The sequence below is a fragment of the Streptomyces bottropensis ATCC 25435 genome (genome assembly GCF_000383595.1).
Lineage (GTDB): Bacteria > Actinomycetota > Actinomycetes > Streptomycetales > Streptomycetaceae > Streptomyces > Streptomyces bottropensis.
On sequence record NZ_KB911581.1, the window covers coordinates 1,233,873 to 1,252,098 of the forward strand.

Sequence of the window (18,226 nt, forward strand, 5' to 3'; positions counted from 1 at the left end):
GTTCACCCCAGCGTGGCTCGCTTGAGGGACCGGGCCCGCCGCGCGACTCTTCGCACGGTGGCGTTGCGCGGGATGAACGCGAGCTGGACGGGGATACCGCCCGGCAGCCCCAGCGAGGTCAGTCGGCGCCGCTTGAAGTACCGCAGGGTGTGCGCGCTCAGATGCCGGGTCAGATACGCCTCGGCCTCGGCGCGCAGCGACGGGTAGATCTTCGGCTGCATCGCGAAACCGACCGCCCGGACCAGACCGTCGAGGTCCGTGACCGCCGGGCCCGGCTTCTGTGAGGTGACCGCGTCCCGGTCGCCCAGCTCCGGCAGCAGCGCGTCCACGATCGTGACGGGCACCCGGTTGCTGTTCTCGTACGGGGCGAGCCGGTCCAGCAGGGTGCCGGTGCCGACGCGGGCGACCGGCAGGCCGTACAGCGCGGACGCGGTGAGCAGGGCCGTGGAGAAGCAGCCGACGACGAGGGCCGGACGCATCCGCTGGTAGAGCACCTCGGCGAGGACCGGCGTGTCCAGCACGGTCAGATCGGCGCCGAGCCGCTCCGCCTCCTTCTCCAGACCGCGCGACCAGCGGGCCGGGGCGCTCGGGTGCGGCTTGAACACCACACGCGTGTGACCGAGCGCGACCGCGCCCTTCAGCATCGTCACATGGAGGTCCTCCTCCTCCTCGGCGGTGAGGATGCCGAGCGCGGAGAGGTACTGGCCCAGCAGCAGCGCGGGCTCCTCGATCGCGGGCAACTCGTCACCGGTGTCGAGGAGTTCCGCCAGCACCTTCACGAAGGCGTCCGTCGGCACGATCTCCGGCCCGACCCCGAACTCGGTGAGCAGCAGGGGCTTCAGGTCCGGCACCAGGTCCAGGTGGAGGAGGCGGTCGATGCGGGTGCCGACCAGCGGGTCGATCTTGTTGCGGGTGGGCCCGTAACTCATCAGGCCGTCCGCGTACACGGTCACGGGGGCCCCGGTGAAGATCTGGGTGAAGCCGAGCGCCGGATGGACCTGGATGGACTCCACGGCCAGCTCGACGTCGTCGTCGCCGAGGTTCCACAGCAGCCGCAGATGCCGCTCCCACAGCGGTACGTCGTCCTGGCGCGGGGACCAGCCGCCGGGGTGGAAGGGGGAGATGGTCTCGTTCCAGGAGATCACCTCGTCGAAGCGGGCGCTCAGCCGATCGAAGCCGGGCATCTCGTCCAGGCCGGGCGCCGTCTCCGGCGTCGCCGCGTTGTTGGAGATCAGCAGGATGCGCCGGGCGGCGGGGCGGAAGCACTCGGTGTCCAGGGCGGCGGCCAGTGTGGCCGTGCCGTACAGCGTGGACGCCATGAAGATCTGCGTGGTCACGCGGCGACCCCCGTGGCGGCGGGACGGCGGCGCAGCCGGCGCAGCCGGGTGGCGCGCTGGACGTCCATGGAGTCCAGGGCCTCGTCGAGCACGTCCTGCGGCATGCGGCGCAGCGCGGTCGCGCTCATCGACTTCAGTTTCCGTGCCACCGCCGGCTCGAACCTTTCGATGGATCCCAGATGGTGGGAGATGATCGCGCAATAGGTGCGCACGGCCTTGGGGAGAAGTCTGTCCGCGTCCCGGTCCTTCGCCGTCTCCTCGATGACCTGGTCGAACGCGCGAATGAAATCGAGCTGCCGTACGTCGCCGATCTGGGTCAGCGAGGACGCCACGCCGCGCCGGTAGAAGACGCCCAGCAGCCCCACCGTGGCGAAGGATTCGGCCTCCCGGTGGAGCTTCCAGATCCAGGGCCGGTCCTCGGCGGTGCGCAGCCCGTGGGTGAAGTGCAGGACGCCCTTGTCGACCAGCCGGCGGTGGTAGATGCCCGCCCAGGCGAACGCGTAGTCGACGGAGGTGGAGCGGTCGGCGGGCAGGATCGCGTCCCGCGGGTTCATCACCACGCCCCGGCGCCCGTTGGGCACCCGGTGGACGGAGCGGGCCCGCCCGGTGCACTGGACATGGTCCGTGCGCACGAAGTCGCAGCCCAGGTCCTCGATGGCGCCCAGCAGTCGGGGGAAGTAGCCGGGGGCGAGCCAGTCGTCCCCGTCGAGGAACGTCAGGTACTCACCGCGGGCGTTGTCGATGCCCGTGTTGCGCGCGGTCGCCAGTCCTCCGTTCTGTTCGTGTCTGACATACACCGCCCCCGGCAACTCGCGCTCCGCGCGCGCGAGAATGTCCGGTGTCTCGTCGCGCGAGCAGTCGTCGACGAGAATGAATTCGAAATCCTCACGAGCGTTTGCTCCGAGGCTCTTCAGGGTGTCGGGCGCGTATTGCTGCACGTTGTAGAACGGCACGATGACGGAGAGCTTGACCACCCCCGTGACGTTAGGGGGCCCTCCGGCATTCGTCTTGACCACCCGCTTGATGTCAGGTGAACGACGCGTGGCGGAACCGTGAACCAGGTGCATTCCGCCGGCTTTCGCGCCCTGATTCGCCGTCCGGCGATGTGCTGTTAACCCTTTGTTGCATTCAGGTTGGGCCGTTCAACGGAATCGCTTCCTAGCGTCTTCGATGTGCCAGCAAGTGCTACGAACACCCTGCGAGTCGCCGTACTCGCGGATTCCGACACCCGGTGGAAATGGGGCGCGCTCACCGCGCACCGTCTCGCTCCGGAGAAGTCGGACATCCGCCTGGACGGCTTCCTCCTGCGCGGCCGGGCCACACCCACGGCCCGCCAGCTGGAGGAGGTCGGCGTCCGCCCCGACTCCCTGCGCGAGGTGACCGGCCTCGAATTCCTGCGCGCCATGAAGGAGGCCGCGTACGACGTCGTCCTGCTCTCCCTCGTCGGCGGGGGCGTCCAGGCGATGCTGCACGGCCTGCGCCGGGCCTGGGACGGGCGAACGAAGCGGCCCGTGGTCGTCACCGGGTACGTCGGTGTCGTCTACGAGAAGCTCGCCGACGGTCTGCTGCTGCGGCACGGCGCGGACCTCGTCCTCGCCAACTCCCGCCAGGACGCGGACCGGTTCAGGGCGGTCTACGAGGGCGTGGGCGCCGACGCCTCCTCGGTCACCGAGGTCGCGCTGCCCTTCCTGGGCGGCAGGACCTACGCGGGCGCCGAGGACCCGTCCGCGGAGCAAGGGCGCGGGCCCTACACGGTCGTCTTCGCCGTACAGCCGTCCGTCCCGGACAACCGCCGGGACCGCACCTACCTGCTGAACCGGCTGATCGGGCACGCCAGGCTGCACCCGGACCGTGAGGTGCTGCTGAAGCTGCGCTCCAGGCCGGGCGAGCACACCACGCACATCGAGGAACTCCCGTACCAGAAGCTGGCGGAGAAACAGCCCGACGGTCTGCCGGCCAACTTCCGCCTCGCCTACGGGAACATGGGCGAGATCCTCGACAGCACCGACCTGCTGGTCACCGTCAGTTCCACGGCCGCCCTGGAGTCGCTGCACCGCCGGATCCCCACCGTCGTCCTCACCGACCTCGGCATCCGCGAGACCCTCGGCAACCACCACTTCGTGGGCTCCGGCTGCCTCGCCTCCTGGGACCAGCTGGACGCCGGGTACGAGCCGGTGCCGGACCCGCGGTGGGTGGCCCGGCAGGGAGTCGCCGCCGGGGGCTCCGGGGGTGGCTCGTACAGCACGGCCTTCGACGCCGCCCGCGACCGCATCGCCGAGCTGGTCGGGGCCGCCGAACTGCCGCCCCTGGCCCCGTACTACACCCCCGTCACCGCGCCCGGCTATCTGCCCGGCATCCTCGCCCGCCACCACCTCGGCCCCGACGGCGCCCCGCTGCCCGGAGCGCCCGCCGCCGAGCGGCAGGCCGGGCCCGTACGGCAGATCGTGCGCCGGGCGGCGCGCGGCGCCTACCGCCACGGAGTGCAGCGCGTGGCACCCGTCATCCGCCGGATGGGGGAGCTGTGAGCCGCCACCTGTCCACTGCGCAAGGAGTACAGCCCATGCCCCACCCGGAAGCGGACCGAGCGGCCTCCGCCCGCCGCGTCCTCGCCGTGATCCCCGCGCGCGGCGGCTCCAAGGGCGTCCCCGCGAAGAACCTCGCCCCCGTCGGCGGCGTTCCGCTGGTGACCCGCGCGGTCCGTGAGTGCCTCGCCGCCCGGCTGGTGACCCACGTCGTCGTCTCCACCGACGACCACGCCATCGCCGCCGCGGCCCGCGAGTCCGGCGCCGAGGTCGTGCTCCGCCCCGCCGCCATCGCGGGCGACACCGCCACCTCCGAGGCCGCCGTCCTGCACGCCCTGGACGCCCATGAGGCCCTGCACGGCGCCTCGGTCGACGTCGTCCTGCTGGTCCAGTGCACCAGCCCCTTCATCCTGCGCGAGGACATCGACGGTGTGACCCGCGCCCTCGTCGAACACGGCGCCGACACCGCCCTCACCGTCGCCCCGTTCCACGGCTTCGTCTGGCGCGACACGACCGAGGAGTCCGCGGCCGCCCCGCACGGCGCGGCGGCCGCGGCCCTCGCCGACACCCCGGCCGGCGGCCACGCCCCCGCGGCGCACGGCACCGAGGACCTCGCCGGAGCCCCGGCCGGCGGCCACGGCGTCAACCACGACAAGTCCTTCCGCCCCCGCCGCCAGGACCGGCCGCAGGACCTGCTGGAGACCGGCGCCGCCTACGCCATGGACGCGGCCGGGCTGCGCAAGTTCCAGCACCGCTTCTTCGGCCGCACGGAACTCGTGCGCACCGACCCCGCGCGGGTCCTGGAGATCGACGACCCGCACGACCTCGCCCGCGCCCAGGCCCTCGCACCGCTCTTCGACGCGAACCGGCCCGGCGCCCTTCCCACCCGCGACGACATCGACGCCGTGGTCCTCGACTTCGACGGCACCCAGACGGACGACAGGGTGCTGATCGACTCCGAGGGACGGGAGTTCGTCTCCGTGCACCGCGGCGACGGACTCGGCATCGCGGCCCTCCGCAGGAGCGGCCTGGAGATGCTGATCCTCTCCTCGGAACAGAACCCGGTCGTCGCCGCCCGGGCCCGGAAGCTCAAGCTCCCGGTCCTGCACGGCATCGACCGCAAAGACCTCGCACTGAAGCAGTGGTGCGAGGAGCAGGGCATCGCGCCGGAGCGCGTGCTCTACGTCGGCAACGACGTCAACGACCTCCCGTGCTTCGCCCTCGTGGGCTGGCCCGTGGCGGTCGGCAGCGCCCACGACGTCGTACGCGGCGCCGCACGCGCGGTCACCACCGTCCCCGGCGGTGAAGGCGCGATCCGGGAGATCGCCGGCTGGATCCTCGGCCCCTCCCTCGACTCTCTCGACTCCCTCACCAGTTAAGGAATCCTCCGTCATGAGCACCAACTCCCGTCTGCGCACCTTCGGTTCGAAGACCGCCGGCCCCGGCCACCCCGTCTACGTCGTCGGTGAGATCGGCATCAACCACAACGGTGAGCTGGAGAACGCCTTCAAGCTGATCGACGCCGCCGCCGAGGCCGGCTGCGACGCGGTCAAGTTCCAGAAGCGCACCCCCGAGATCTGCACCCCCCGCGACCAGTGGGACATCGAGCGCGACACCCCCTGGGGCCGCATGACCTACATCGACTACCGCCACCGTGTGGAGTTCGGTGAGGACGAGTACCGCCAGATCGACGAGTACGCCAAGAGCAAGAACATCGACTGGTTCGCCTCCCCGTGGGACACCGAGGCCGTCGCCTTCCTGGAGAAGTTCGACGTCCCCGCCCACAAGGTGGCCTCCGCCTCCCTCACCGACGACGAGCTGCTGCGCGCCCTGCGCTCCACCAACCGCACGGTCATCCTCTCCACCGGCATGTCGACCCCGAAGCAGATCCGCCACGCGGTCGAGGTCCTCGGCAGCGACAACATCCTGCTCTGCCACGCCACCTCGACCTACCCGGCCAAGGCGGAGGAGCTGAACCTCCGCGTCATCAACACCCTGCAGGCCGAGTACCCGAACGTCCCGATCGGCTACTCCGGCCACGAGACGGGCCTGCAGACCACGCTCGCCGCCGTCGCCCTCGGCGCCACCTTCGTCGAGCGCCACATCACCCTCGACCGCGCGATGTGGGGCTCCGACCAGGCCGCCTCCGTCGAGCCGGGCGGCCTCACCCGCCTCGTCCGCGACATCCGCACCATCGAGGCCTCCCTCGGCGACGGCGTCAAGAAGGTCTACGACTCCGAGCTGGGCCCCATGAAGAAGCTGCGCCGTGTCTCCGGCGTCGTCGCCGAGGCGGAGATCGCGGCGGCGGCGGGCGAGCCGGTCGCGGTCTGAGTCTCCCTCCATCCCTGACCACGGGTCTCCCTCACTACGGGACGGTCGTACGTCGATGAGCCGCCGCGCCGGAACCGCCGGCCCCCACACCCTCGCCTTCGTCGAGAGCCCGGTACAGCTGCTGAACGTGCTGGAGTGGGCGCACGCCCATGCCCTCGGCACACCCGAGGACCCCGGCGCGGGGCCCTTCCGGCGGGGCGGCGCGGGACTCACCCTCGTGGTCCTGTCGCCCAACGACCCGATGACCCGCGGCCAGCTCCGCCGGATGGCGGAGCTGGCCCGGGACGAGGGGCACAACGTGCGCTGGGAGGAGGCGCGCGGCGGCACCGCCGCCCCCTTCCGCACCATCGGCGGCCTCGCGTCGCTGCTGCGTGCCGCGAGCCGCATCGTCCTGGGCGACCCCTTCTCCCGCTACGTCCAGCTCCTGCTGACCATCACCCGGGCCCGGGACGTCGTCGTCGTCGACGACGGCACCGCGACCATGGAGTTCGTCTCGCAGCTGGCCCGCGGCGAGCGCCTCGTGCGCTGGCACCGCAAGGGCGGCCGGCCCGGCCCCCGCGACCTGATCTTCGCCCCGGTCTCCTCCAAGGCCCGCAAACGCCTCACCCCGGCCGCCGGCAGACGCGTCGAGGTCTTCTCCGCCATGCCGATCGACGAGACCCCCGAGGGCGTCTTCGTCACCGCCAACGACTTCGCCTGGACCCGGTCCCGCTTCGGCCCGCCCCGCATCACCAAGGGCGCCGACCTCGTGGGCACGTCCCTCGTGGAGACCGGCGTGGTGGACGGCGACCGCTACCTCGAAGCCGTCCGCTCCCTCGCCAAGACCCACGGCGCCACCCGCTACTTCGCCCACCGCCGGGAGAGTGCCGAGAAACTCCACGCCCTCGCCGCGGAGACGGGACTGGAGATCGTCCGCCCGGATCTCCCCCTCGAACTCATCGCCCGCCGCGGCCCCATCGGCCGGACGATCCTCAGCTTCCCCTCGACCGTGGTCCACACCCTGCCGCTCGCGCTCGCCGGCACGGACGTACGCGTGGCGGTCTGCGACATCGACCCGAGCTGGCTGACGGAGAACGCCTCCCCCCGCGCCCAGGGCTTCCTGTCCGGGGTCACGGGCACCGCACGGGACGTCCACCGGCTGTCGTCGGTGGTGTCGGCCTGAGCCGCGCCTCGGCGGCCCCGGGCCGACTGCCCTGAACCGTGTTCGCTCCGGGGGGATCCGGAGCCGTCGCTTCCCCGGCCGGACCGCGCCTATCGTGCCGCGTGACGGGGGAGGCGAAGTGCCCTCCCCGAAGGGGGAGTGGTGACGACACACGGCGAACGCGCGCGGCTGGCGCCCACGGCGGACGGACACCGGGTCACCCCCGCCGAACTCTTCTTCGGCTAGTTCTCGATGGATTCGTCTACGCCATCACCCAGGTCACGGCCCTGATGGCCGACCGGCCCACCGCGTTGAGCCTGCTCGGCGGCATGGTCGTCCTCGCCCTCCTGTGGTGGTGCTGGTGCTGCTTCGCCTGGCTCGGCAACGTCGTACGCGCCGACACGGGCGGCATGGCCGCGGTGCTGGTGGCGGTGATGACGGTCGTCCTGATCGTCTCCCTGACGGTCCCCGAGGTGTACGACGACGCCCCGGGCGGCCTCTACGCCCCCGTGCTGTTCGTCGTCTGCTACGGCGCGGTCCGCGGCCTCCACCTGGTGACCTACTGGCTCTCCGACCCCGGCGACGCGGCCCTGCACGCCACCCTGCGCCGTACGGCCCTGCTCTCGGTGCTTCCGCCCTTCACCCTGCTGCTCGTGGGCTCCGCCTTCGACGGCGTGACCCGGACCCTGATCTGGCTGGCGGCGGTGGTCATCGACTACGCGGGCATCTTCGTCACCGGCCGGTCGGGCTGGCGCGTGGCGTCCCCCGCCCACTTCTCCGAACGCCACGGTCTGATCGTCATCATCGCGCTGGGCGAGTCCATCGTCGCGATCGGCGTCGGGGTCACCGGCTACCCGGTCTCCGCCCCCGTCGTGGCCGCGGCGGCCCTCGGCCTCCTGGTCTCCGCCGCGCTCTGGCGCCTGTACTTCCACGGCGTCTGCGAACCGGCCGAACACCGCCTGGCCGAACTGACCGGCGACGACCGCACGGTCCTGGCCCGCGACACGTACACCTTTCTGCACCTGCCGCTGGTGGCCGGCATCGTCGTCACCGCCCTCGGCATGAAGACGACCCTGCACCAGGTCGCCGACACGGCCCACTACGGCCTTGCCGAGCCTCTCCACGGCATGCCCGCCTGGGCCCTGGCGGGCGGCACGGGCCTGTTCCTGCTCGGCTCCGCCGCGATCCGGCTCCGTACCACGGGCCGCCACGCCCCGGCCCTCCTCACCGGCGCCGCCCTCTGCCTGGCGGCAGGACCCCTGACCTCCCTCGTCCCGGCCCTGGCAGCCCTGACAGGCCTGACAGCGACGATCGCCACGGTCCTGCTCGTCCAGGGCCGCGCAGCACGGGGCGGCGGCGCCGCCGGGGACTGAGGAAGCGCGCCCGTCGACCCCCGCGCCCCCCGTCACCCCCGTGATCCCTGTCACCCCCACCACGCCCACAGCGGCCACCCGCACGCCACGGCCCCGGCCCCCGGTTCACCCCCGCAGCCGCAGGCCACCGCCCACGTGTCGGCCGCTCGCGCCGCCTCCCCGCCCACCGCGTCGCACACAGGCCGTAGCGGAACCAGCATGCGGCGGTGATGGTTCCGGGACAGTGCGATGGGCCGGACGTGGTATCCGTGGAGGGTGGGAATCGGCCGGGCACCCCCGGACGTTTGGACCATGGGAATCGCGGGCAACCCCGGCGCTCCCTTCTCCGAGGTCAGCCCGCCCGCGAAGAGGCGGCCGGGTATACCCATCCCTGCCAATACGTATGCGTCGCGCGACCGGAAATCTTCCCCTTACGGGCTGATTTTTTGTTGATCGAGGGTGAGAAGGTCGCCCGATCGCCCTACCCTTCAGAGGGTGAACCAACTGATGTCCCGAGAGTCCGAGGCAGATCTGCCAGGGGAAGCCGAAACATCGCTCCCCGGCACGTTGCCGGAAGCCCTGCGTGCCGAACTCGTCGCCTTCCGCCGCGACTTGCACATGCACCCGGAGCTCGGCAACCAGGAGTTCCGCACGACCGCCGCGATCAAGGCCCGCCTGGAGAAGGCCGGCCTCAGCCCGCGCGTGCTCGACAGCGGCACCGGACTCATCTGTGACATCGGCGACTGGAACGGCACCGACAGCGCCGCGCTCGCCCTGCGCGCCGACATCGACGCCCTGCCCATCCCGGACACCAAGGTCGACTGCGACTACCGCTCCACCGTCCCCGACCGCGCGCACGCCTGCGGCCACGACGTGCACACCACCGTCGTCCTCGGCGCCGGCCTCGTCCTCGCCGACCTGCACCGCAGGGGACAGCTGCCCCGCCCTGTCCGGCTGATCTTCCAGCCCGCCGAGGAGGTCCTGCCCGGCGGTGCCGCCGACGTGATCAGGAGCGGCGCGCTCGACGGCGTCGGCCGCATCATCGCGGTGCACTGCGACCCGAGGGTCGACGCCGGCTTCATCGGCCTGCGCCACGGCCCCATCACCTCCGCGTGCGACCGGCTGGAACTGTCCCTGGACGGGCCGGGCGGCCACACCGCGCGCCCCCACCTCACCACCGACCTCGTCACCGCCGCCGCCCGGGTCGTCACCGACGTCCCCGCGCTGGTCGCCCGCCGCTTCGACGCCCGCGCCGGACTCGTCGTGACCTGGGGCCGCATCGAGTCGGGGCACGCCCCGAACGTCATCCCGCAGCACGCCGAACTCTCCGGCACCGTCCGCTGCCTGGACATCAACGCCTGGCGGCAGGCCCCCGACCTGATCCACGAGGCGGTCCAGGAGGTCGCGGTCATGCACCGAGCCAAGCCCGAGATCAACTACATCCGGGGCGTCCCGCCGGTCGTCAACGACCCCGTCGTCACCGAACTGCTGCACGACTCGATGGTCGCCCGCCGCGGCGTCCGGTCCGTGGAGGACACCGAGCAGAGCCTCGGCGGCGAGGACTTCTCCTGGTACCTGGAGCACGTCCCGGGCGCGATGGCGCGCCTGGGTGTCCGCCGTCCGGGCGATCTCACCGTCCGCGACCTCCACCAGGGCGACTTCGACGCCGACGAGCACGCCATCACCGTGGGTGTGGAACTCTTCACCGCGGCCGCCCTCCTCGACGCCCGCATGCGCGCCCTGGACCCGGCAGGCCGGTAAACCCCTCCGGTTGCGCCCCGCCGACCCTCGCGGCAGCCTGGTGCGCGTGTCCGTACGATCACCGTACGGAGCGCGCACCTTCACGCTGACGTCACCCCTCGTACACGCACAGCGAGGGGCGGGAGAGGCGCTGTGTCCATAAGATCCCTTTCGATCCCATGGTTCACGAGGACGTAACGGCCACCGGCACGAATGGATAACGGCCAGTCGAAACCCCGTTCCCAGGAGGGTCTACGCGCGTTAATGTGCGCCGAACTGAGCACCCGGTCGCGGGGCTTTGGAGAAGATGGGGAACTTCAAGATGCGTCGGATTTCCAAACTGACCCGCGTCGCGGTGGGGGTCGCGTCGCTGGCGCTCGCCGCCACGGCCTGTGGTGGCACCAGCAGTGAGAGCAGCGGCAGCGGTGGCGAGACCAGCAAGGGCGAAAAGGGTCTCGCGATCGCGTACGACATCGGCGGCAAGGGCGACCAGTCCTTCAACGACGCCGCGTACGCGGGCCTGGAGAAGGCTCAGAAGGAATTCGGGTACAAGACCGAGGACATCGAGCCCACCGAGGGCGAGACGGACGCCGACAAGCAGCAGCGTCTGGAGTCCCTCGCCAAGCAGGGCTACAACCCGGTGATCGGCGTCGGCTTCGCCTACGGCCCCGCCATGGAGGCCGCGTCCAAGAAGTTCCCGAAGACCACCTTCGGCATCGTCGACTCGGTCGTCGAGGGTGACAACGTGGCGTCCCTCGTCTTCGCCGAGCAGGAGGCCTCGTACCTCGCCGGTGTCGCGGCCGCCAAGGCCACCAAGACCAACACCGTGGGCTTCGTGGGCGGCGTGGACATCCCGCTGATCCACAAGTTCGAGGCCGGCTACAAGCAGGGCGTCGAGGACACCAGCGGCGGCAAGGTCAAGGTCCTCTCGCAGTACCTGACCCAGACGGCCGAAGAGGGCGGCTTCTCCAGCCCCGACAAGGGCAAGGCCGCCGCCGAGGGCCAGATCGAGAAGAAGGCGGACGTGCTCTACGCGGCCGCCGGCCTCTCCGGCCAGGGCGTCATCGAGGCCGCCGCCAAGGCCAAGGTCTGGGCGATCGGTGTCGACTCCGACCAGTACAACCAGGAGGCTCTGGCCCCCTACAAGGACTACATCCTCACCTCCGCCCTGAAGGACGTCGGCGGCGCGGTCTACGCCCTCGCCAAGTCCGTCGAGGACGGCAAGCCCCTCAACGGTGTCCAGACCTTCGACCTGAAGGTGGACGGCGTCGGCCTGGCCGACTCCAACCCGAAGATGGGCGAGATCGCCGGCCTCACCGACGCGGTCGCCAAGGCCAAGGCGGGCATCACCGACGGCTCGATCAAGGTGAAGACCGAGTAGGTCCGGATCCGCGACGAACGCCGACAGCGGGCGGGTGTGCTTCTGCACCCGCCCGCTGACGCGTCTCCCGGCGCACCGGTTTGAGACGGCCCCCGGGAGGGAGGCGGGGGACCGCGCCATCCACGTCCGAGCCGGGGAGGCCCCCTAAGGGGCACGAGGGACCTGATCGGGGCGGGGCAGCCGTCAGGGGCCGAGGGGCCGTGTCCGGGCGGGGGGCAGCCCGCAAGGGGCACGAGGGGCCCCGCCGGGCAGGGGGCAGCCCGTAAGGGGCACGAGGGGCCGTGTCCGGGTGGGGCAAGCCCCGTAGAGGTACGAGGGACCGCGTGCGGCCGGGGAGGCCACCGAAGGGGCGCGAGACCTGCTCGGGGCGGGAGCAGCCCGTAAGGGGCACAAGGGGCCGCGTCCGGGCGGGGCGGCCCCGCAAAAGCCCGAGGGGCCGTGTCCGGCCGGGGCGCCCCGCAGGGGGCGCGGGGAACTGCGCGACCAGCCACGATGCACCCGCACCCGACACTCCACCCCGACCACCCCCACGCCACCCCCGGACACCCTTGCGACACGGCCCCATAACAACGTGGTCCACCAGGCTTCACCCGGAGGGTCTACGCGCGTTACTCTGCGGCGAAAGCCATATAAGGCGCCGATGCTGTGAAGCACTACTGAGCAGTACCCCCCGGCGCTGTACGACAGGAGCACCACACATGCGCCGGGTTTCCCGCCTCGCGGTCGCAGGCGCAGCGACCGCCTCCCTCGCCCTCGCCCTCTCCGCCTGCGGCGGCACCTCGACGGACGCCGCGACGTCCGCCGACTCCAAGGGCGACAAGGGCCTCGCGATCGCCTACGACGTCGGTGGCAAGGGCGACCAGTCCTTCAACGACGCGGCCTACGCGGGCCTGGAGAAGGCGAAGAAGGAGTTCGGGTACGACACCCAGGACATCGAGCCCACCGAGGGCGAGACGGACGCGGACAAGGAGCAGCGGCTGGTCTCCCTGGCCAAGCAGGGCTACAACCCGGTCGTCGGCGTCGGCTACGCGTACGCGACGGCCGTGAAGGCCGCCGCCGAGCAGTACCCGGACACCACCTTCGGCATCGTGGACGACTCCACGGTCCAGCTGGAGAACGTCGCGGACCTGGTCTTCTCCGAGGAGCAGGCCTCGTACCTCGCCGGTGTCGCGGCGGCCAGGTCCACGAAGACGAACACCGTCGGCTTCGTGGGCGGTGTGGACATCCCGCTGATCCACAAGTTCCAGGCGGGCTTCGAGCAGGGCGTCAAGGACACCAACCCCAAGGCGAAGGTGCTCACCCAGTACCTCACCCAGACGGCCGAGGAGGGTGGCTTCTCCAGCCCCGACAAGGGCAAGACGGCCGCCGAGGGCCAGATCGAGAAGAAGGCCGACGTCGTCTACGCGGCGGCCGGTCTGTCGGGCCAGGGCGTGATCGAGGCCGCTGCCGCGAACAAGATCTGGGCGATCGGTGTCGACTCCGACCAGTACCGGCAGGAAGCCCTCGCGAAGTACAAGGACTCCATCCTGACCTCGGCGACGAAGGACGTCGCCAAGGCGGTGTACAACCTGGCAAAGTCGGTCGAGGACGGCAAGCCCGCGACCGGTATCGTCAGGGGCGATCTGAAGACCGGCGAGGTCGGCCTCGCCGACTCCCACCCGAAGTTCAAGAGCGACACCGAACTCCAGGAGGCCCTCGCCACGGCCAAGGAGAAGATCATCAGCGGCGAGATCAAGGTCAAGACCGGCTGATCAGCTGTACCACGAGCAGTCGCGCGACCCCGGTGGTGCTCAGGCACCTCCGAAGTCGCCAGTAACCGCGGGGTTACGTGCGCTCAACGGGGTACGGGGAGTATCGCTCCCTGTACCCCGTTGTCTAAGCGGCCCCGGGGACGTCGAGGCATCTCGCCCCGTTTTCCCCGGTACCGCCTGGGCGCGTCGCCCGCTTCCGATGCCGTAGGGGCGCTACGCGCGTAGACGACCCCCTTTCCCAGGAGAGTGCGCCATCAACGCGTCCAGCAGCCCTCCGGCCGACGTGGCGGTCAACGGTCAGGTGACCGCCGTCGAACTTGCCGGGATCACCAAGCGATTCCCCGGCGTCGTGGCCAACCACGACATCCACCTCACCGTGCGCAAGGGCACCGTCCACGCCCTCGTCGGGGAGAACGGCGCCGGCAAGTCGACCCTGATGAAGATCCTCTACGGCATGCAGAAGCCGGACGAGGGCACCATCGCGATCGACGGCGAGCAGGTCTCGTTCTCGTCCCCGGCCGACGCCATCACCCGCGGCATCGGCATGGTCCACCAGCACTTCATGCTCGCCGACAACCTCACCGTCCTGGAGAACGTGGTCCTCGGCAGCGAGAAGCTGTACGGCATCGGCGCCAAGGCCCGCCGCAAGATCAAGGAGATCTCCGAGCGCTACGGCTTCGGCGTGCGCCCGGACGTCCTGGTCGAGGAGTTGGGGGTCGCCGAGCGCCAGCGCGTGGAGATCCTCAAGGTCCTCTACCGCGGCGCCCGCACCCTGATCCTGGACGAGCCCACCGCCGTCCTGGTGCCGCAGGAGGTCGACTCCCTCTTCGCCAACCTGCGCGAGCTCAAGGCGCAGGGCCTGGCGGTCATCTTCATCTCGCACAAGCTGGGCGAGGTGCTGTCGGTCGCCGACGAGATCACCGTCATCCGGCGCGGCACGACGGTCGGCACGGCCGTCCCCGCCGAGACCACCCCGCGTCAGCTCGCCGAGCTGATGGTCGGCAGCGAGCTGCCCACCCCCGAGACGGCCGAGTCCACGGTCACCGACCGCCCCGTCCTCACCGTCAAGGACCTCCGGCTGGAGGCCGTCGGCGGCAAGGCGCTGCTCGACGACATCACCTTCACCATCCACGCGGGCGAGGTCCTGGGCCTGGCCGGCGTCGAGGGCAACGGCCAGACCGAGCTGGTCGACGCGCTGATCGGCCTGAAGTCCGCCGACTCCGGCACGATCGCGCTGGCCGAGGAGGACATGACCACCTGGGTCACGCGCAAGCGCCGTGAGAGGGGCGTCGGCTACATCCCCGAGGACCGTCACCGGCACGGTCTGCTCCTGGAGGCCCCCCTCTGGGAGAACCGTATCCTCGGCCATGTGACCGAGCGGCCCAACGCCAAGGGCGTCTGGCTCGACCCGAAGGCCGCCCAGGAGGACACCCGCCGGATCGTCGCCGAGTACGACGTCCGCACCCCCGGCATCGACGTCACCGCCGCCTCCCTGTCCGGCGGCAACCAGCAGAAGCTGATCGTCGGCCGCGAGATGAGCCACAAGCCGCGCTTCCTGATCGCCGCCCACCCCACCCGCGGTGTGGACGTCGGCGCGCAGGCCCAGATCTGGGACCAGATCCGCGAGGCCCGCCGCGAGGGCCTGGCCGTGCTGCTGATCTCCGCCGACCTGGACGAGCTGATCGGCCTGTCCGACACCCTCCGGGTGATCTACAACGGCAAGCTGGTCGCCGACGCCGACCCGGCCACCATCACCCCCGAGGAGCTGGGCTCGGCCATGACCGGTGCCGCCACCGGCCACCTCGCACACGAAGAGACCCCCGAGACCTCGGCGGACGCGTCCGGGTCCGAGGAAGACGAGGCCCGCTGATGAAGAAGTTCGACAAGGAGCGCATGCTCCTCGCGGTGGCCGGACCGGTCCTCGCGCTCGCCGTGGCCTTCGCGCTGACCGCGATCGTGCTGCTGGCCTCCGGCAAGAACCCGGTCGAGCCGTTCTCGATCATGCTTGAGCAGGCCACGTTCTCCGACATCCAGGTCCGGATCATCAACCAGGCCTCGCTGTACTACGTCGCCGCCCTCGCGGTGGCCATCGGCTTCCGGATGAACCTGTTCAACATCGGTGTCGACGGCCAGTACCTGCTCGGCGCCATGATGGCCGCGATCGTCGGCGCCCACGTCGACCTGCCCACCGCCCTGCAGATCCCGCTGCTGATGCTCACCGCGATCCTCACCGGCGCCTTCTGGGCCGGCATCGTCGGTGTCCTCAAGGTCACCCGGGGCGTCAGCGAGGTCGTCGCGTCGATCATGCTGAACGCGATCGCCACCTCCGTCATCGGCTACCTCTGGCTGCCGACCGTCTTCGGCGTCAAGGTCGGCAACAACAACACCACCGGCGAGATGGCCGAGTCCGGCTGGGTCCCCGGCATCGACATGGGCGCGGCCGGCGAGATCTACGGCCTGGTCCTCCTCGCCGTGGTGCTCGGCATCGGCTACTGGGTCGTCATCAACCGCACCCGCTTCGGCTTCGACCTGCGCGCCTCCGGCGCCTCGGAGTCGGCCGCCGCGGCCAGCGGTGTCGACCCCAAGCGCATGGTCCTCACCGCCATGCTGATCTCCGGCGGTGTCGCGGGCCTCGCGGGCCTGCCGATCCTGCTCGGCGACACCCACACGTACAGCCTGAACTTCCCCACCGGGATCGGCTTCCTGGGCATCGGCATCGCCCTCCTCGGCCGCAACAGCCCCGTCGGCATCGCCTTCGCCGCCCTGCTGTGGGCCTGGCTCGACAAGGCCTCCCCGGAGCTGGACTTCCACGGCTACGACAAGGAGATCGCGGTCATCATGCAGGGCCTGATCGTGCTCTCGGTCGTCGTCTCCTACGAGACCGTGCGCGAGTGGGGCCTGCGCCGCCAGCAGCGCCGGGTCGGCGCCGAGCTGGCCGCGGGTCACGTCCTCGGCGCCTCCGACAACAACAACGTCAAGAAGGAGGTGGCGGGCCGATGACCACGAGCACCACCGCGACCGACGTCAACCAGCCCTCGCTGCAGCCCGCCGCCCCGACCGGCCGCAAGATGCCGCTGCCCGTCCTGCTGCTGGTCATCGCCGGTGTCCTCGCGCTCACCTCGATCGTCCGCATCATCACCGGCGCCGACGGCATCACCAACGTCAGCCAGATGTCCACCGCGCTGGAACTGGCCGTCCCCATCGGCCTCGCCGGTCTCGGCGGTCTGTGGGCCGAGCGCGCGGGCGTCGTCAACATCGGCCTCGAAGGCATGATGATCCTCGGCACCTGGTTCGGTGCCTGGGCCGGCTTCCAGTACGGCCCGTGGACCGGTGTCCTGGTCGGCATCGCGGGCGGCGCGCTCGGCGGTCTGCTGCACGCCTTCGTCACCGTCACCTTCAACGTCAACCACATCGTCTCCGGTGTGGCCATCAACATCCTCGCCCTCGGTGCCACCCGCTACCTCGCGCCCCTCGCCTTCGAGGGCCACCAGGGCGGCTCGGCCAAGCAGTCCCCGCCGGTCGAGTCCATCGGTGACTTCACCGTCCCGGGACTGTCGGACGCGCTGACCGAACTCAACGCCAAGGGCTGGTTCTTCGTCTCCGACCTCGCCGGCCTGCTCGGCGGTCTGGTCACCAACGTCTCGTGGCTGACCCTCGTCGCCGTCGCGCTGATCCCCGCCACCTGGTGGATCCTGTGGCGCAGCGCCTTCGGTCTGCGGCTGCGCTCCTGCGGTGAGAACCCGATCGCCGCCGAGTCCCTCGGCGTCAACGTCTACAAGTACAAGTACCTCGCCGTGATCATCTCCGGCGGTCTGGCCGGCCTCGGCGGAGCCTTCCTCTCCATCGTCGCCAACCCCTTCTACCTGGAGGGTCAGACCAGCGGCCGCGGCTTCATCGGTCTCGCCGCGATGATCTTCGGCAACTGGATGCCGGGCGGTCTCGCCCTCGGCGCCGGCCTCTTCGGCTACACCGACAGCCTCAACCTGCGCGGCGGCTCCGAGAACGTCCACGCCCTGCTGCTGCTCGGCGCCCTGCTGCTGGTCATCGGCGCGATCTGGCAGGCCGTCCGCAAGAAGTACGTCCCGGCCGCGATCACCTTCGTGATCGGCGCCCTGGTCTACACCTGGTACGCGACCACCAACGAGGTCCCGAACCAGGTCGTCGCCGCCACGCCGTACGTCATCACCCTGATCGTCCTCGCGCTCTCCGCCCAGCGTCTGCGGATGCCGAAGGCCGACGGCATGCCGTACCGGAAGGGACAGGGGAAGTGACCGCCGTCGACTGGGCCGCGCTGCGCACGGCGGCCCGGGACGCCATGTCCCGGGCGTACGCCCCCTACTCCGGCTACCCGGTCGGTGTGGCCGCCCTCGTCGACGACGGCCGGATCGTCTCCGGCTGCAACGTCGAGAACGCCTCGTACGGCCTCGGCCTGTGCGCGGAGTGCGGCCTGGTCTCGCAGCTGCAGAACAGCGGCGGGGGCCGTCTGACGCACTTCACCTGCGTGGACGGAAAGGGCGACATCCTCGTCCCGTGCGGCCGCTGCCGGCAGCTGCTGTACGAGTTCGGCGGCCCGGACCTCCTGCTGGAGACCCCGGCGGGCATCCTGCCCCTCTCGGAGATGCTGCCCCAGGCGTTCGGCCCGGACCATCTCACCAAGTGACTCCCGTGCGG

14 protein-coding genes are annotated in these 18,226 nt (G+C 70.9%); 12 read left to right on the top strand and 2 right to left on the bottom strand.

What is annotated here, in order from left to right; all coding sequences use genetic code 11:
* Window positions 1-2 precede the first annotated feature (2 nt).
* Both STRBO_RS0105595 and STRBO_RS0105600 read right to left on the bottom strand, forming a co-directional pair.
* Entirely contained in the window at window positions 3-1,337 is a 1,335-nt protein-coding gene (locus tag STRBO_RS0105595) for an alpha-2,8-polysialyltransferase family protein (RefSeq protein ID WP_005480968.1), read from the bottom strand.
* Window positions 1,334-2,311 carry a glycosyltransferase family 2 protein gene (locus STRBO_RS0105600; RefSeq protein ID WP_005480967.1) on the bottom strand — a complete coding sequence of 326 codons (978 nt, stop codon included), beginning with the start codon at window positions 2,309-2,311 and terminating at the stop codon, window positions 1,334-1,336. The genes STRBO_RS0105595 and STRBO_RS0105600 overlap by 4 nt, the downstream gene beginning before the upstream one ends.
* Window positions 2,312-2,509: 198 nt before the next feature.
* On the opposite strand from STRBO_RS0105600, the gene STRBO_RS0105605 reads away from it, so the two are divergent.
* From STRBO_RS0105605 to STRBO_RS0105660, 12 genes are all read left to right on the top strand, one after another.
* Window positions 2,510-3,862 (top strand): DUF6716 putative glycosyltransferase, encoded by a 1,353-nt coding sequence (locus tag STRBO_RS0105605; RefSeq protein WP_005480966.1) that lies wholly within the window; start codon window positions 2,510-2,512, stop codon window positions 3,860-3,862.
* Window positions 3,863-3,897: 35 nt separating this feature from the next.
* Entirely contained in the window at window positions 3,898-5,238 is a 1,341-nt protein-coding gene (locus STRBO_RS0105610) for an N-acylneuraminate cytidylyltransferase (RefSeq protein WP_005480965.1), read from the top strand.
* A gap of 13 nt (window positions 5,239-5,251) precedes the next feature.
* Entirely contained in the window at window positions 5,252-6,190 is a 939-nt protein-coding gene (locus STRBO_RS0105615) for an N-acetylneuraminate synthase family protein (protein ID WP_005480963.1), read from the top strand.
* Window positions 6,191-6,245: 55 nt separating this feature from the next.
* Window positions 6,246-7,352 (top strand): hypothetical protein, encoded by a 1,107-nt coding sequence (locus STRBO_RS0105620; protein ID WP_005480962.1) that lies wholly within the window; start codon window positions 6,246-6,248, stop codon window positions 7,350-7,352.
* Window positions 7,353-7,621: 269 nt separating this feature from the next.
* The gene (locus STRBO_RS39915) at window positions 7,622-8,704 is read left to right on the top strand and encodes a low temperature requirement protein A (protein WP_020113901.1); all 1,083 of its coding nucleotides are present in this window, start codon (window positions 7,622-7,624) and stop codon (window positions 8,702-8,704) included.
* A gap of 486 nt (window positions 8,705-9,190) precedes the next feature.
* On the top strand, window positions 9,191-10,444 hold the full coding sequence (locus tag STRBO_RS0105630; RefSeq protein WP_037627053.1) for an amidohydrolase: 1,254 nt from the start codon (window positions 9,191-9,193) through the stop codon (window positions 10,442-10,444).
* Window positions 10,445-10,745: 301 nt separating this feature from the next.
* A complete protein-coding gene (locus STRBO_RS0105635; RefSeq protein ID WP_028796474.1) occupies window positions 10,746-11,804 on the top strand; it encodes a BMP family lipoprotein in 1,059 nt (352 codons plus the stop codon).
* 698 nt (window positions 11,805-12,502) lie between these two features.
* Window positions 12,503-13,555, top strand: coding sequence for a BMP family lipoprotein (locus tag STRBO_RS0105640; protein ID WP_005480952.1), 1,053 nt, complete (start codon window positions 12,503-12,505; stop codon window positions 13,553-13,555).
* 301 nt (window positions 13,556-13,856) lie between these two features.
* Window positions 13,857-15,425: an ABC transporter ATP-binding protein gene (locus STRBO_RS0105645; protein ID WP_028796475.1), complete on the top strand. Its 1,569-nt coding sequence runs from the start codon at window positions 13,857-13,859 to the stop codon at window positions 15,423-15,425.
* Window positions 15,425-16,555: an ABC transporter permease gene (locus tag STRBO_RS0105650; protein ID WP_005480949.1), complete on the top strand. Its 1,131-nt coding sequence runs from the start codon at window positions 15,425-15,427 to the stop codon at window positions 16,553-16,555. The genes STRBO_RS0105645 and STRBO_RS0105650 overlap by 1 nt, the downstream gene beginning before the upstream one ends.
* The gene (locus STRBO_RS0105655) at window positions 16,552-17,826 is read left to right on the top strand and encodes an ABC transporter permease (RefSeq protein ID WP_005480947.1); all 1,275 of its coding nucleotides are present in this window, start codon (window positions 16,552-16,554) and stop codon (window positions 17,824-17,826) included. The genes STRBO_RS0105650 and STRBO_RS0105655 overlap by 4 nt, the downstream gene beginning before the upstream one ends.
* Window positions 17,823-18,215, top strand: coding sequence for a cytidine deaminase (locus tag STRBO_RS0105660; protein ID WP_005480945.1), 393 nt, complete (start codon window positions 17,823-17,825; stop codon window positions 18,213-18,215). Before STRBO_RS0105655 ends, STRBO_RS0105660 begins: the two co-directional genes overlap by 4 nt.
* Window positions 18,216-18,226: the final 11 nt, after the last annotated feature.